Here is a 15,425-nt window from a genome sequence, read left to right as displayed (position 1 = left end):
CGGGCGCCCGGCATATGGACCTTCCTTTCCCGATTCGCAAGGAATGTCCGCCGGGCGCCTGCGTCTGCAACCGAGAGGTATTGCTGGCCGATCCTTCAGCGGATCGGCGTATCCTGCAACTGACACAGCAGGAAGAAAAGAAGCTTGTCGAACGGCTGGAAAACATCGCAACCCTCGACGAGTTGCAGCGCATGCAGGCCAGGATGCGCGACCTGCTCGGCATGGAAATCTCGATCACGCCCAGTGACAACGTGGTGCGCACCACGCGTGGCTTTCGGATCGAGATGGCCGATCAGCCAGGTCTGTGCCGCAAGACGCGGCAGGCCATTCCGGCTGCGATCCGGCGCAGCATGGACACGCATCCGGAAATCGCTTTCGCTATCCTGAACCAGCGCGACCTGCTGGGCGGTTAGCATGCTGTCCGGCCCGGACCACCCCAAAGAAAAACGACAGAGCTACACATGAGAATCGCGAGCTGGAACGTCAACTCCCTGAAAGTGCGCCTGCCCCAGGTCCTGCAATGGCTTGCCGCGCAGGACGCCGCCGGCACGCCGGTCGATGCGCTGTGCTTGCAGGAATTGAAGCTCCCCGACGACAAGTACCCGCTGGCCGAGCTTGAAGCTGCCGGCTTCCACAGCATCTACACGGGCCAGAAGACCTATAACGGCGTGGCCATTGTGGCACGCGACGGCACCATGCCGGCGCCCACCGACGTGGTGCGCAACATTCCCGGTTACGAGGACGCACAGCAGCGCGTGGTGGCCGGCACCTACGGCGACGTGCGGCTTATCAGCGCGTACTTCCCGAACGGCCAGTCTCTCGAATCCGACAAGTTCGTCTACAAGCTCGACTGGCTCAAGGCGATGACCGACTGGCTGCGCGCCGAGATGGTCAAGTATCCGAAGCTCGCACTGCTGGGCGATTTCAACATCGCGCCCGAAGACCGCGACGTCCATGACCCCGCCAAGTGGGAAGGCCAGAATCTGGTCTCACCGCAGGAGCGCGACGCGTTCAAGGCGCTGATCGCGATGGGGTTCGTCGATTCGTTCCGCATGTTCGAGCAGCCCGAGAAAACGTTTTCGTGGTGGGATTACCGGATGATGGGTTTCCGCCGCAACGCGGGCCTGCGCATCGACCATATCCTCCTCTCCCCCGCGCTGGCGGCGCATTGCAGCACCTGCCTGATCGACAAGGAACCGCGCCGCTGGGAGCAGCCGTCCGACCATACGCCGGTGGTGGCCTCGCTCGACCTCGGCTGATCGATGATCGTTGCTGCCCGCCCCCCTGCCCTGCAGCGCTGGTTCCCGTGGACGCGGCGTATCACCCCGCTGACGCTGCGCGCCGATGTCATCGCCGGACTACTCGGCGCCGTGCTGGTGCTGCCGCAGGGCGTGGCCTTTGCCACGCTGGCGGGCCTGCCGCCGCAATACGGCATCTACACCGCCGTGGTGCCTTGCATCGTCGCAGCGCTGTTCGGATCGAGCTGGCACGTGATGTCGGGGCCGACCAACGCCAACTCGCTCGCACTGTTCGCGATGCTGAGCCCGGTGGCATTTGCGGGCAGTCCGGCCTATATCGCGCTGGCGCTGGCCGTGACGATGCTCGTCGGCATCCTGCAGCTGGCAGTGGGCGCCCTGCGGCTCGGGTCACTGGCCAATTTCATCTCGCCATCGGTGCTGCTCGGCTTCACCTGCGGCGCGGCCACGCTGATCGGACTCTACGCGCTGAAGGACCTGTTCGGCCTGGCCGTGCCCACGGGAACCAGCGCGTTCGGCGTGGTGCGTTTCCTGTTCGACAACTTCGATACGATCAATGGCAGTGCGTTGATCGTCGGTGCCGTGACGCTGGCGGTGACAGTTGGCATCAAGCGTGTGTCGCGCCGGCTTCCGTTCATGCTGCTGGGGCTGCTGGCCGGCTTCGGCACCGCGATGGTGCTCAACCATAGCGGCTGGAGCCTCGCGCAGCACGTCAACGTGGTTGGCCCCATCCCGGCCGCCATTCCGCCGTTCCACGTCCCCGATATCAATTGGCGCACCGTGCCGGACCTGCTTGGCATCGCCGCCGCACTGACCATCGTCGCGCTGGGCCAGTCGATCTCGATCGCCAAGGCGGTGGCGCTGCGCTCGGGCCAGCATATCGACGCGAACCGCGAGTTCATTGGCCAGGGCCTGTCGAATATCGCGGGCGGACTGTTCTCGGGTTATATCTCCTGCGGCTCGCTGAACCGGTCGATGCCGAACTTCGAGGCGGGCGCGCAGACACCGCTCGCCAGCGTCTTCTCGGCGTTGCTGCTGGTGGTGCTGGTGATGGTCAGCGCGCCGCTGCTCGCACAGATTCCGCTGGCGGCCATCGCGGCCATGCTGCTGCTCGTGGCATGGGGCCTCTTCGACTTCCAGCGCCTGCGCCGTATCGCGCGGTTGTCGCGTACGGAGTTCGCGATTGCAGTGGGCACGTTCTTGGCCACGCTGGTCATCCGCCTGGAAATGGCGGTGCTGCTTGGCACGATCCTGTCGCTGGTGGCGTACCTGTATCGCACCGCGCGCCCCGCCGTGCGCAGTCTCGTACCCGATGCGGATGATCCGGGCCGACGCTTCACACCGCTGGACGAGCTACGTCGTCCGCAGCCGGAATGTCCGCAGTTGAAATTGCTGCGCATGGAAGGCGCGATCTATTTCGGCGCGGTGCAATACGTGACGGACCGCCTGCATTGGCTACGCACGGTCGACGCCGAACAGAAGCATCTGCTGGCGATGACCAAGAGCATGAACTTCATCGACCTCGCTGGCGCCGAGATGTGGGAAGCGGAGTTGACCGAACGGCGCGCCGAGGGCGGCGACCTCTACTTCCATCGGCCGCGCACGCAAGTGCTCGACACGTGGAAACAGACTGGCTTTATCGACAAACTGGGCCAGGACCATATCTTCCCGACCAAGCGGCAGGCACTCCACACGATCATCGAAACCCTTTCACCGGAAATATGCGCACAGTGCCATGTGCGCATCTTCGAAGAGTGCGCAGGGCGTCCCGGTGCCGCGAACCATCGCGCAGCAACGGACACGACTCATCCTGCCTGAGCGGCAATCGGGATCGAAACAACCGGACGGAAAGTACTACGAGAAGTACTACGAGAAGGTGTTACGAACTTCAGTAGGCTTGTAGCGCGCCGGCCGGCCTGTCGTGACAACAGGACCGGAACCGGCGGCGGAGGGTTGCTGCCGTCGGTCGGTCCTTAGACCGGCGCCACGTGCGCGCGCTTGACCACGACCGGCTGGGGCACGCCCTGCTCGATCAGCACCACGGCCGCGCGTTCGATCGTGTCACGACCGGCGCGGAACGCCTCTTCCAGCGACAACACCTGGTCGGCACTGAAGCCTTCCCAGAGCGCTTCGCGTGTTACCACGCAGGTCACGTGCTCACCATTGACCACCGCATGAAACAGCAAACCCTCATTGTTGATGTCGTAGCGGTCTTGCTCTTGGAATTTGATTTCCATCATCACAGCCCTCCATATGCAAGTGGAGAAGCATCCTAACATGGCTTTGCGGAAATCGTCTGTGATCCCCTGCACCATGCATGCCGAATGCGATTCGTCTCAATCATCGCGCGCCCGGCAGTACGTTCCGCGAACACTGCCACATCAGACCGCGATGACACGAGCATGACGGACCCATGTGTCAGCGTGATGTGCCGATCGTATGGCGATCCGATCCCCGATCGAATCGATCACGCATGTGGATGCCACGCGCAGCGAAAACCCGCTTTTCGACACGTCACACGAAACGTTTGACAAGCGTAAAAATCCTGCTAGAATCTCGGTCTTCGTCGGGGCGTTAGCTCAGTTGGTAGAGCAGCGGACTCTTAATCCGTAGGTCGAGTGTTCGAGTCACTCACGCCCCACCAGACACAAGAAAGGCCGGAAGCAGCGATGCTTCCGGCCTTTTGCTTTTGCGCCGCACTCCGCTTTTGCGCCGCATTCCAGCGCGGCCTTCGCGAGGCGCGCGCTCATGCGCCCCGCTCATCAAAACCCGATCAAACCCCTGCCTGCTGCGCGCGCTCGAACAACATGCGCGCCAGACGCCGGTGATCGGCCAGTACATTCGGCAGGTCGGCGGTCAGCAGCACACCATCGCGCACCACGGGACGTCCGTTGATGATGCTCGTCGATACGTTGGCCGGCGTGCAGAATACAAGCGCCGCCACGGGGTCATGACCTGCACCGGCAAACCCCACGCCCGACATATCGAACGCAACGACGTCCGCCGACATGCCCGGCGCGAGCGCACCGATATCATCACGGTTCAGCACACGGGCACCGCCAAGCGTGGCAATCTCCAGCGCCTCGCGTGCGCTCATCGCCGCGGGCCCGAACCCCACCCGCTGAAGCAGCATGGCCTGCCGCGCCTCGCCAAGCATATGTGCGCCATCGTTCGACGCACTGCCATCGACACCCAGCCCCACCGGTACGCCGGCATCGCGCATCCGACGGATCGGCGCAATGCCCGAAGCCAGCCGCATGTTCGAGCACGGGCAATGCGCCACGCCCGTGCCCGTGCGCGCGAACAGCGCCACGCCCTCCTCGTCGAGCTTCACGCAGTGCGCATGCCAGACGTCATGCCCGACCCAGCCCAGGTCTTCCGCATACTGCGCCGGCGTCATGCCGAACTTCTCGCGCGAGTAGGCGATGTCGTTGTCGTTCTCGGCCAGGTGCGTGTGCAGAGATACGCCGTGGTGCCGCGCCAGCACCGCCGACTCGCGCATCAGGTCTCGCGACACCGAGAACGGCGAACACGGCGCCAGCACTACGCGCAGCATGGCGTGACGCGAGGCATCGTGATATTGCTCGACCAGCCGCTGGCTGTCGCGCAGGATCGCCGGCTCGGTCTCCACCACCACGTCCGGCGGCAGGCCACCCTGACTGCGGCCCACGCTCATCGATCCGCGCGCCGCATGAAAACGCATCCCGATCTGTTGGGCGGCCTCGATCGAATCGTCGAGCCGGGAGCCGTTCGGAAAGAGATAAAGATGATCGCTCGTGGTCGTGCAGCCGGACAGCATCAGTTCGGCCATCGCGGTCTGTGTGGACACGCGGATCATCTCCGGCGTCAGGTGCGACCAGATCATGTAGAGGTTGGTCAGCCACCCGAACAACTCGGCATCCTGCGCGGCCGGCACGGCACGCGTCAGGCTCTGGTACATGTGATGGTGCGTGTTGACCAGGCCCGGCGTGACCACATGGCCACGCATGTCGATGACTTCGGCACTGCCGTCGTCGATCAGGCGACGATATTGTTCGGGCAGTTCGGCGGTTGGCCCCACCCACTCGATGGCCGGACCGTTGGCGACCAGCGCGCCATCAGTAATTTCGCGGCGCTGGGCGTCCATGGTGACCAGTACGTCGGCGTGCTGGAGGATCAGGGTCATGGCGGGTCGTCTCGCGTATCGGTTGTGAACGAGGCCAAGTCTACTTGCCGCTTGCGCAGCACCCCAAGCGCAGAATTTCGCGTGAGGTGTGCGCAAAATGTGCACACCCAAAACTTCATTCGCCTACCGGAACAGGTTGGCCAGCGTCGACGACATCGCCTCAGCCATCAACTCGGCGGCAGGCGTTAGCGGACCCTTGCCACGTGCCACGAGCCGCAGCGTCTGCCGCTGCAGGCCAGCCTCTTGCAGCGGCACGAACACCACCGCGCCACGCGCGCGGTCGTCCATCACATCGAGGGGATTGAGCAGCGCCACGCCGGCGCCCGCCGCCACAAGCCGCTGGATCAGCACGACCGACGTGGATTCCACCGCCGGTGCCACCTCGATCGATTCCCGCGCGAATGCGTCATCCACCAAAGCCCGGATCGACAGCGACGGTGCGGGCAGAATCAGCGGATAGCCGGCGCACTCGGCCAGCCGCGCGGAAGGCTGCGCCGCCAGCGGATGCCCAGGCGCCACCACGGCACCGATCGACCATTCGCGACTGGCCAGCACGCGGAAAGCCGCCATTTCGGGAAGATCGTAGCCAAGTCCGAGATCGGCATCGCCCTGCTCCACCGCTGCGACGATGCCGCCCACTGGCAGGTCCGCCACGCGCACGACGATGCCCGGATGATGCTGCCGAAAATCGTGAACCAGCGAAGGCATCAGCGCGCCGGCGAGACCCGAGGTGGTGGCCACCGTGACCATGCCGCGCCGCGCACCCTTGATTTCGGCCACGCGCGCCTGGAGGGCGTCGTGCTCGCGCAAGGTCTGCCGCACATGCGCCAGCACCATCTCGCCGAGCGGCGTCAGTTGCAGGCGTCGGTTGATGCGATCGAACAGCGGCGCACCGAGCGATGCCTCCAGATCAAGGATCTGCCGGTTGATAGCCGTGGGCGCAACATGGAGGATTTCCGCCGCGCGCCGGATCGATCCGCGCCGGACAACCTCGTCGAGATAGCGAAGCACGCGCGCATGCATGGCAGCAGGTATCGGGTCAGTTCGGGACGCGCGCATTGTAAGCCGCACGAACCTTTTTCGAGAAAAACGCAAAAGGGGCTTGCGCGATACTCTTTGCCTTGCTAGAATCTCTTTCTTCGTTGGGGCGTTAGCTCAGTTGGTAGAGCAGCGGACTCTTAATCCGTAGGTCGAGTGTTCGAGTCACTCACGCCCCACCAGCGAATTCCAGAAAGCCCGAAGCCCTCAAAAGCTTCGGGCTTTTCTCATTGCGGCGCACGCCTCTGCCGTCCTTTCCGCACCCGCTTCCACTGGTCGTCGGACCTCCACGGGTTCCCCCCAATTTCGCGGCGCCACCCTTTCGGGGTTGAATGCTCATCGACGCACATGACGGAACGAAGTTCCGTATTGCGGAACTTAGAAGAGCAACACCCTCGGAGGAGCATCTCTTGAAAGCAGTTCTGAAAGCGGGCGCCCTGGGCGCCCTCGCGGCGCTCGGCCTGATGCAGGCCAGCCTGGTCCACGCACAGTCATATCCGAACAAGCCTATCCGCCTGATCGTGCCATTTGCCGCAGGCGGCACCACCGATATCGTTGGCCGCGCCGTATCCGACGCGCTTGGCCGTGAACTGGGCCAGCCCGTCGTCGTGGAGAACCGCGGCGGTGGCGGCGGTGCGATTGGCGCGGATGCACTGGCCAAGTCCGCAGCGGACGGCTACACGCTGGGCATCGCTACGGTCAGCACCATGGCCACGAACCCGGCTACCAACGCCAAGAATCCTTACGACCCATTGAAGGACTTCGCGCCGATCACGAACCTTGTGAACGTGCCGAATGTGCTGACGGTCAACCCGAAGGTACCGGCCAAGAACCTCAAGGAGTTCATCGCGCTGTTGAAGGCGAATCCGGGCAAGTACAGCTACGCCTCAGCCGGCAAGGGCAGCATTTCGCATCTGGATGGCGAACTGTTCAAGTTCATCACCAAGTCCGATATGGTCCACATCCCGTACCGCGGATCGGGTCCGGCGCTGAACGACACGCTGGCCGGCCAGGTCAACGCGCAGTTCGACAACCTGCCGTCGTCGATGCCCTTCATCCAGAGCGACAAGCTGCGCGCGCTGGCCGTGGCCGCGCCCAAGCGCGTCGAAGGCCTGCCCAACGTACCGACCTTCGCCGAGGAAGGCATGAAGGACATGAACAACATGGCCTGGTACGGCCTGGTGGCACCGGCAGGTACGCCGCCGGCTATCGTCGCCAAGGTCCACGATGCGGCCATCAAGGCGCTGCAGGACCCGGCCGTGAAGAAACGCCTGCATGACGCCGGCGCTTACCCGGACGGCAACACCTCGCAGCAGTACGCCGCCCAGATCAAGCGCGAGCTGGAACTGCGCAAGAAGATCGCAACGGACCAGAACATCACGTTGGAGTGATGTCCACTTAACCGGTTACGTGGTGTCCGCGCCGCCTGAGTATCCCCACTACAACATTCGGTCGGCGGATCGCCACGAACCCCGGTACAGTATCGGTATCGGTTTCCCGCGTTTCTATAGGCCGGAAAACATCCCGGCCGTCACCTGTGAGGATGATGATGCTGAAGAAGACTGTACCGGCCCTGATCGTTGCGGCCCTGACTGCCGTCGGCGCCGTGCAACTGGCCCACGCGCAGAAGAACTACACCGAAGGCGGCGATCTTTACAGCGGCAGCCGTTCCAAGGACAAAGCCAATCCGAACCAGAACCCGGCCAAGTCGGGCAAGTTCGACCCGTACACCGACGGCGCCAAGAAATCGACGCGCTCGGACCTGACGCCGCGCAAGGCCGATCCGTACACCGATGGCGCCAGGGGCGGCACCCGCGACCCGTACCTCGACGGCGCGCGCACGGGCAAGCCTGATCCGTACACGGACGGTGCCAAGACCGGCAAGGCTGACCCCTATACGGACGGCGCCAAGAAGCAATAAGCACACGCCGGGCAACCGCCCGGATCGCTGCATCGATCGAATGGCCCCTGCGCTCGCGCCGGGGCCATTTCTTTTTGCATGAGATCGATGCAGCGCACCGTCAGGCACCGTTCGTCACCTCGTCCAAAAGATTGACTAGGACATACCCGATCTGTCATGCAATTGTCTCGACATTACTGCTAGTGTTGCGCCTACTGATTTTTTGTCGTTCCGCGACCGGCCCGGATGAGGCTGGCGCCCATGCCGCCCGGGCCGGCCAATGCACCGGCCCAAGAAGTGTCAGGCGGCAAACCCTAATACGGGAGACCTGAGCCAATGCAGCCAAAAGCACTCGAAATTCACGAACCTGTGGTGATGTCGCTGGTGGATGCGGTCACCGCATGGCAGACCGCACTGGATCGCACCCTGAACGTCTCGGGGCTGAGCTATCCGAAATGGCTGCTGCTCCGCGCCATCCGCCAGAACGAATTCACGCGTGGACAGCCTTGCGCCGGCGCCATCTTCCTGGATGTGCCGCAAACCGAGCGCCTGCTGCGCGAACTGCATGCCGACGGCTGGATCGAATTTCCGATCGACGATGCCCCGCAGATCTCCCCCGCAGCCAAACCGCAGATTGAACGTGCGGCGCGTGCTGTGCGTGCGCTGCATTCGGTATCGGTCTGTGACCTGAGTGCAGCCGAGCGCGCGGCGCTCAGCAGCCTGCTGCATCGCATGACCGGCACGCTGGACGATCACGCAGCCCGGCACGCGCGCCATGCGGCATGGGATCACCATCCGATGTCGATCGTCGTGCCCGACGAGCCTGCCCACGGTAGCCGCCACGCACTGGCTGCCTGACTTCACGGCTTCCTGCTGCACCGCGACGCCCCGCCACTGTGCGGGGCGTCGCCGTTTTGTCGCCCGGCGGACGTAAATCTTTCCTACAGTGTGAGAGCACCGGCACATGACCGGGCACTACCGTGGAGAAATTCATGCCCCCGGAAAACGAAGAAAAGGTTGCGCAACTGCTCGATGATCTGGTCGCCTTTGCGCGGGAGCGCCTGCCAGCGGCCACCTTCGAGATTGTCGAGCCATTGCTGCGCCATTACTACGACCTGGCCGATGCCGAGGATCTCCTCGCGCGCAACGTGGCCGATCTGTACGGTGCCGTGATGGCGCACTGGCAGACCGCGCAGAAGTTTGTGCCTGGCACGGCGCGGCTGCGCGTCTATAACCCGAATTTCGAAGAACACGGCTGGCACTCCGACCATACGATCATCGAGATCGTGAACGACGACATGCCGTTCCTCGTCGACTCGGTGGCTATGGAGATCAACCGGCACGGCATGACACTGCATTCGGCCATCCACCCCGTGTTTCGCGTCTGCCGCGATGGCCGGGGCGCCATCGAGAGCCTGGGACTCGGCGGCAGCGAGACCGCCACCGATAGCTGTCGGCTGGAGTCATTCATCCACTTCGAGGTGGATCGCACGGGCGAGAGTACGCGACTCGACGCGCTGCGCTTCGGCATCGCCAGTGCGCTGGGCGATGTGCGCGCTGCCGTGGAGGACTGGCCGCGCATGCGCCAGATTGCCCAGGAGACCGTGGCCGGCATGGCGCAATCGCGCGACGCTGGCTCTCCCGATGCGAAGGAAGCGCGCGCCTTCCTCGAATGGATGCTGGATGACCATTTCACGTTCCTCGGTCATCGCGACTACGAACTGATCGCGCGTGACGGGCAGTTCTTCCTGCGCGGCGTGGCAGGGTCCGGCGCGGGCATCCTGCGCGAGGCGCTGCGCGATCCGGGCTCCGACGATCTCACGCCACTGCCCGCCGCCGCGCGCGCCATCATCGAAGGGGCTTCGCCGATCTTCATCACCAAGGCCAATTCGCGCGCCACGGTGCATCGGCCGGGCTATCTGGACTATGTCGGCGTGAAGCTGCTCGATGCCGATGGCAAGATCTTCGGCGAGCGCCGTTTCGTGGGGCTTTACACCTCCACGGCGTACATGGTCAGCACGAGCGAGATTCCAATTGTGCGGCGCAAGTGCGCCAACATCCTGGAGCGCGCGGGCTTCCTGACCAAGGGACACCTCTACAAATCGCTGGTGACCATCCTCGAACAGTATCCGCGCGACGAGATGCTGCAGGCCGACGAGGATGAACTCTTCGACATTACGCTGGGCATCCTGCGGTTGCAGGAGCATCAGCGCACGCGCCTGTTCGTACGGCGCGACCGCTTCGACCGCTTTATCTCGTGCCTGGTCTTCGTGCCACGCGACAAGTACAACACCGACCTGCGCCAGCGCATCCAGAAGCTGCTGGTGCAGGCGTTCAACGGCACCAGTTGCGAGTTCACCCCGCAGTTGTCCGAATCTCCGCTTGCCCGCATTCACCTGACCGTGCGCGGCGAGCCCGGCACGATGCCCGAAGTGGATACGCGCGAACTGGAAGCGCGCATCGTGCAGGCCACCCGGCGCTGGCAGGACGATCTCTCGCAAGCGCTGCACGAAAACCGTGGCGAGGAACTCGGCAACCGGCTGCTGCGCCGCTACGGCGATTCGTTCCCGGCCGGGTATCGCGAGGATTACGCGGCGCGTACCGCCGTGCGCGATATCGAATTGATGGAGCATGCACGCCAGCATCCGGGCGGACTAGCGATGAACCTGTACCGGCCCATCGAGGCCGCGCCGGGCGCGTTCCGCTTCAAGGTCTATCGCGCCGGCCAGCCCATTGCGCTGTCCCTGAGCCTGCCGATGCTCGAACACCTCGGCGTGCGCGTGGACGAGGAGCGTCCCTACCTGATCGAACCCGATGCCGGCGAGCCGGTGTGGATCCACGACTTCGGCCTGGAGATTGCCGCCGACCCCGACGGCAAACCGGTCGACGTGGATCTGGAGAAGATCAAGCCGCTGTTCGAAGATGCCTATGGCCGTGCCTGGCATGGCGAGATCGAGAACGACGATTTCAACCGGCTGGTGCTGCGCGCCGGGCTGGCCGCGCGCGACGTGACCATCCTGCGCGCCTATGCCAAGTACCTGCGCCAGGTGGGCTCCACCTTCAGCAACGCCTATATCGAACGCGCCCTGACCGCGAATCCCGATATCGCATCGATGCTGGTCTCGCTGTTCGTGGCGCGCTTCGATCCGGCCCTGGCCGCGCCGGACGCTACAGCCGCTGCCACCGAGGCGCGCAGCCGCAAATGGCTCGACGAGATCGACGCCGCGCTCGACAAGGTGCCCAACCTCGACGAGGACCGCATCCTGCGGCTGTTCCTCAATGTCATCAATGCGACGGTGCGCACCAATTATTTCCATCGGGGCCCGGACGGGCAACCGCGCCCCTACGTCTCCTTCAAGTTCAATCCGGCGCTGGTGCAGGGCCTGCCCGAACCGCGTCCGATGTTCGAGATCTGGGTGTATTCCCCACGTGTGGAAGGGGTGCACCTGCGCGGCGGTCGCGTGGCACGCGGCGGCCTGCGCTGGTCTGACCGGCGCGAGGATTTCCGCACGGAGGTGCTGGGCCTGATGAAGGCGCAGATGGTCAAGAATACGGTTATCGTTCCCGTGGGTTCCAAGGGTGGATTCGTGGTCAAGCGGCCGCCACCCGCCACGGATCGCGATGCGTTCCTGGCCGAAGGCGTGGCGTGCTACCAGACCTTCCTGCGCGGCCTGCTCGACCTGACGGACAATCTCGTCTCCGGCACGCTGGTGCCGCCGCCCGACGTGGTTCGTCTCGACGACAACGACCCCTACCTTGTCGTGGCCGCCGACAAGGGCACGGCCACGTTCTCGGACTACGCCAACGCGATCTCCGCGGAGTACGGCTTCTGGCTTGACGATGCCTTCGCCTCGGGTGGTTCGGTCGGCTACGACCACAAGAAGATGGGGATCACGGCGCGCGGCGCCTGGGAAAGCGTCAAGCGCCATTTCCGGGAGATGGGCATCAACATCCAGACCACACCTTTCTCCGTGGTGGGCGTGGGCGACATGTCGGGCGACGTGTTCGGCAATGGCATGCTGCTGTCCCCGCATATCCGGCTGCATGCGGCGTTCGACCATCGACATATCTTCCTCGACCCCGATCCGGATTGCGCGAAGAGCCTGGCCGAGCGCCAGCGCCTGTTCGATCTGCCCCGCTCCAGCTGGGCCGACTACAACACCACGCTGATCTCCGCAGGCGGCGGCGTATATCCGCGCACGGCCAAGACGATTCCGCTCTCGCCCGAAATACGTGCCGTGCTCGGCGTGGAGGCGGTCACGCTATCGCCCAACGAACTGATGCATGCGATCCTGACCGCGCCGGTGGACCTGCTCTACAACGGCGGCATCGGCACCTACGTGAAGGCCAGCACCGAGACGCATCTGCAGGCCGGCGACCGCTCCAACGATGCCATCCGCGTGAACGGCAACGAACTGCGCTGCAAGGTGGTGGGCGAAGGCGGCAATCTCGGCTTCACGCAACTGGGCCGCATCGAGTTCGCGCGCAACGGCGGGCGCATCAACACCGATGCCATCGACAACTCGGCCGGCGTGGATTGCTCCGACCACGAGGTCAACATCAAGATCCTGCTGGGACTGGTGGTGGCCGAAGGCGAGATGACCGAGAAACAGCGCAACAAGCTGCTGGCCGAGATGACCGACGAAGTGGGCCTGCTGGTGCTGCAGGACAACTACTACCAGACGCAGGCGCTGTCGGTGGCCGGGCGCGAGGCAGTGGCGCTGGTCGACGGCGAGGGCCGGCTGATCCGCTGGCTCGAACGCGCGGGACGGCTTAACCGGCCACTGGAATTCCTGCCATCCGAGACCGAGATTGCCGAACGCAAGGCGCTGGGCCAGGGGCTGACCTCGCCCGAACGCGCCGTGCTGCTGGCGTACAGCAAGATGTGGCTCTATGAAGAACTGCTGGCGTCGGACATTCCGGAAGACGCGCTCGTCGCGAACCTGCTCGTCGACTATTTTCCCGAGCCGCTTCAGCAGCGCCACGCCGACGCCATGACGCGCCATCCGCTACGGCGCGAGATCCTGGCCACGCACCTGACTAACCTGCTCGTGAACCGGATCGGCGCCACGTTCGTGCATCGGCTGATGGAAGAGACCGACGCACGGCCCGCCGACATCGTGCGGGCCTGCCTGCACGCGCGCGACGTGTTCGGGCTGAGCGACCTCTGGGCGCGTATCGACAAGCTCGACAACCATGTGGACGATGCGGTCCAGGCGCGCATGTTCGGCGCCCTGTCACGCCTGCTGGAACGCGGCACGCTCTGGTTCATCCGCTTCCTGCGCGGCGGTGGCACCGTGGAGCCCGGCGCCACGCGCTTTGTGGACGCCGCCCGGTGGCTGACGCCGCAACTGGCGACGCTGCTGCCCGAGGAGGCCTCGAACCAACTGGCCGAGCGCGCTGCGGCGCTGACCGAGGCTGGCGTGGACGAGGACCTGGCGTTGCGTGTGGCGGCCAGCGATATCGCCGCAGCCGCACTCGATATCGCGGAGGTGGCCGGCACGTGCCAACGCAGTCTTGGCGCCGTGGCGGCGGTGTACTTCGCGCTCGACACCGAGATGAACTTCGCATGGCTGCGGGAGCGCACGTTGTCCTTGCCATCGGATACGCACTGGGATCTGCTCGCCCGCACCACCACGCTCGAAGACCTGGGCCGGCTCAAGCGCGCGCTGACCACAAGCGTGCTGGCGCAGTCAGCGGATGGCGAAGAAGCGCCATCCATGATCGAACGCTGGCGCGGCCATCGACAGGTGGCGTTGGAACGCTATGCGCAGATGCTGACGGATCAACGCGCGTCCGGGGTATCGGGCGCGGCAGCGCTTTCGATGCTGTCGGTGGCGGTCAGGGAAATCGGACTGCTGGAGCGGGCCTGAGGTGGAAGGCGCACCGGAACGCGCGTTTCAATCCTCGTCGATGACGTCGTCGTCATCCATGTCGCGCAGCGGCGGCGGGTCGTCGCCGTCTGCCGTCAGGTCGTCGTCGCCATCGCCGCGCGCGCGGAACTCGATATCAAGACGCAGGAAAAGTTCGAAGGCATCGGCCAGGAGATGTTTCTGGCGAGGCAGCAGGCTCGCGTAGGGCATGTCGTAGATGGACTGATGCGTACCCCGCGCGCCCTTCAGCCCGCGGTCGCGCGCGATATCGGACAGCAACGCGGCAAAGCCCGAGAGATCCTGGGCCGCCAGCGCCGTGTTCAGTACGCGCGCAATCACCTGCGGGGAAGCACCCGACCATCCAATGACTTCGGCATTGGAGGCGGAATCGTGGGAAAAATCGCTGATATCCATGTCTAGCCTTAACGGTCCGGCCTCCCACCGCCTTGAGCGAACTTAGGCGACAGGGGCTGTCGTTTTTGGCGTCGCCCCTCTTGAGAGGGGGGAAATCAGGCGCGCTTGCCGCCGCGCCGCGCGCCGGCCGGCGGACGCGAGCCTTTCTTCGCGGTGTCGCCGGGGGCTTCTTCGGCGGGTGGCTTGCCGGATGCCTTGGCACGTGGCGTCGGGGCGGCTTTGTGCACCTTGGCGATCTGGCGATACGTTGGCGTGTCGCCAGATCCCGGCCTGACTTCGAGCAGGTTGCGCGCGCCACATTGCGGGCAGCGGAACAGCGGGCCCTGGCCCTCGTTCCGGATTTCTACCTCGTCATCCGCCCAACGGGCGCCGCAAGGCTGGTTCTGACAGACAAACATTCGTGGACTCCGATGAAGCGGGGCATCCTAACACGTGGACCGGGTGGATAGCACAGGCACTGGAAGGTCGCTATACTACTGTACGTTTATACAGTATCGATCAACGACCGCCCCTGCCCCATGCCCGCCTATCAAGCTGCCTCGATCCTGCTGGAAGCCCACTACTTCGGCGACGACGCCGAACTCCTGCAACTGCCCTGTGACAGCGTGACGGTGCAAGGCGGCGCCATCCTCGTCGAAGGTGTGGAAGTCCGCCACCTGCGCGGCCTGCGCTGGACGCCGGACTACCTGTCCTTCCAGGCGGGCAGCGATCATCATCGCTATCCGGTCGGCCGCCCCGCTTTGGTCGGGCCACAAGCGGCGCGGTTTGCGATGTTGTGA

The 15,425-nt window shown here is 64.5% G+C and carries 13 protein-coding genes and 2 tRNA genes; 10 read left to right on the top strand and 5 right to left on the bottom strand.

What is annotated here, in order from left to right:
- Positions 1-14 precede the first annotated feature (14 nt).
- Genes GA566_RS06250 through GA566_RS06240 form a run of 3 tightly spaced genes read left to right on the top strand, consistent with a single transcriptional unit; the run spans position 15 to position 3,074 of the window.
- The gene (locus GA566_RS06250; protein WP_137925806.1) at positions 15-413 is read left to right on the top strand and encodes a hypothetical protein; all 399 of its coding nucleotides are present in this window, start codon (positions 15-17) and stop codon (positions 411-413) included.
- Positions 414-461: 48 nt separating this feature from the next.
- Positions 462-1,259, top strand: coding sequence for an exodeoxyribonuclease III (gene xth / locus GA566_RS06245; protein ID WP_137925805.1), 798 nt, complete (start codon positions 462-464; stop codon positions 1,257-1,259).
- 3 nt (positions 1,260-1,262) lie between these two features.
- Positions 1,263-3,074 (top strand): SulP family inorganic anion transporter, encoded by a 1,812-nt coding sequence (locus GA566_RS06240; protein ID WP_137925804.1) that lies wholly within the window; start codon positions 1,263-1,265, stop codon positions 3,072-3,074.
- Between the two features lie 155 nt (positions 3,075-3,229).
- Here GA566_RS06240 and GA566_RS06235 read toward each other — a convergent pair whose 3' ends face one another.
- On the bottom strand, positions 3,230-3,493 hold the full coding sequence (locus tag GA566_RS06235; RefSeq protein ID WP_137925818.1) for a DUF1488 domain-containing protein: 264 nt from the start codon (positions 3,491-3,493) through the stop codon (positions 3,230-3,232).
- A gap of 331 nt (positions 3,494-3,824) precedes the next feature.
- Between GA566_RS06235 and GA566_RS06230 the strand changes: the two genes are divergently transcribed.
- A tRNA-Lys gene (locus GA566_RS06230) sits at positions 3,825-3,900 on the top strand.
- Positions 3,901-4,029: 129 nt separating this feature from the next.
- Here GA566_RS06230 and GA566_RS06225 read toward each other — a convergent pair.
- Positions 4,030-5,421, bottom strand: coding sequence for an 8-oxoguanine deaminase (locus GA566_RS06225; RefSeq protein ID WP_160472084.1), 1,392 nt, complete (start codon positions 5,419-5,421; stop codon positions 4,030-4,032).
- A 123-nt stretch (positions 5,422-5,544) separates the two neighbouring features.
- On the bottom strand, positions 5,545-6,444 hold the full coding sequence (locus tag GA566_RS06220) for a LysR family transcriptional regulator (protein ID WP_137925802.1): 900 nt from the start codon (positions 6,442-6,444) through the stop codon (positions 5,545-5,547).
- A 121-nt stretch (positions 6,445-6,565) separates the two neighbouring features.
- Between GA566_RS06220 and GA566_RS06215 the strand changes: the two genes are divergently transcribed.
- The 5 genes from GA566_RS06215 to GA566_RS06195 all read left to right on the top strand — a co-directional run bounded on the left by GA566_RS06215 (position 6,566) and on the right by GA566_RS06195 (position 14,232).
- Positions 6,566-6,641: transfer RNA gene (locus GA566_RS06215), tRNA-Lys, on the top strand.
- 228 nt (positions 6,642-6,869) lie between these two features.
- On the top strand, positions 6,870-7,850 hold the full coding sequence (locus tag GA566_RS06210) for a tripartite tricarboxylate transporter substrate binding protein BugE (RefSeq protein WP_160472082.1): 981 nt from the start codon (positions 6,870-6,872) through the stop codon (positions 7,848-7,850).
- 158 nt (positions 7,851-8,008) lie between these two features.
- Positions 8,009-8,380 (top strand): hypothetical protein, encoded by a 372-nt coding sequence (locus GA566_RS06205; protein WP_137925800.1) that lies wholly within the window; start codon positions 8,009-8,011, stop codon positions 8,378-8,380.
- 315 nt (positions 8,381-8,695) lie between these two features.
- Positions 8,696-9,217 carry a MarR family winged helix-turn-helix transcriptional regulator gene (locus tag GA566_RS06200; RefSeq protein WP_137925799.1) on the top strand — a complete coding sequence of 174 codons (522 nt, stop codon included), beginning with the start codon at positions 8,696-8,698 and terminating at the stop codon, positions 9,215-9,217.
- Positions 9,218-9,351: 134 nt separating this feature from the next.
- The gene (locus tag GA566_RS06195) at positions 9,352-14,232 is read left to right on the top strand and encodes an NAD-glutamate dehydrogenase (protein ID WP_160472079.1); all 4,881 of its coding nucleotides are present in this window, start codon (positions 9,352-9,354) and stop codon (positions 14,230-14,232) included.
- A 27-nt stretch (positions 14,233-14,259) separates the two neighbouring features.
- Here GA566_RS06195 and GA566_RS06190 read toward each other — a convergent pair whose 3' ends face one another.
- Both GA566_RS06190 and GA566_RS32865 read right to left on the bottom strand, forming a co-directional pair.
- The gene (locus GA566_RS06190; RefSeq protein WP_137925797.1) at positions 14,260-14,646 is read right to left on the bottom strand and encodes a hypothetical protein; all 387 of its coding nucleotides are present in this window, start codon (positions 14,644-14,646) and stop codon (positions 14,260-14,262) included.
- A 95-nt stretch (positions 14,647-14,741) separates the two neighbouring features.
- Positions 14,742-15,044, bottom strand: coding sequence for a hypothetical protein (locus GA566_RS32865; protein WP_202126814.1), 303 nt, complete (start codon positions 15,042-15,044; stop codon positions 14,742-14,744).
- A 120-nt stretch (positions 15,045-15,164) separates the two neighbouring features.
- On the opposite strand from GA566_RS32865, the gene GA566_RS06185 reads away from it, so the two are divergent.
- Positions 15,165-15,425, top strand: coding sequence for a hypothetical protein (locus GA566_RS06185; RefSeq protein ID WP_137925795.1), 261 nt, complete (start codon positions 15,165-15,167; stop codon positions 15,423-15,425).

This window comes from Cupriavidus sp. SW-Y-13 (genome assembly GCF_009793345.1).
Classification (GTDB): domain Bacteria; phylum Pseudomonadota; class Gammaproteobacteria; order Burkholderiales; family Burkholderiaceae; genus Cupriavidus.
This window is presented reverse-complemented; position numbering and strand designations above follow the sequence as displayed.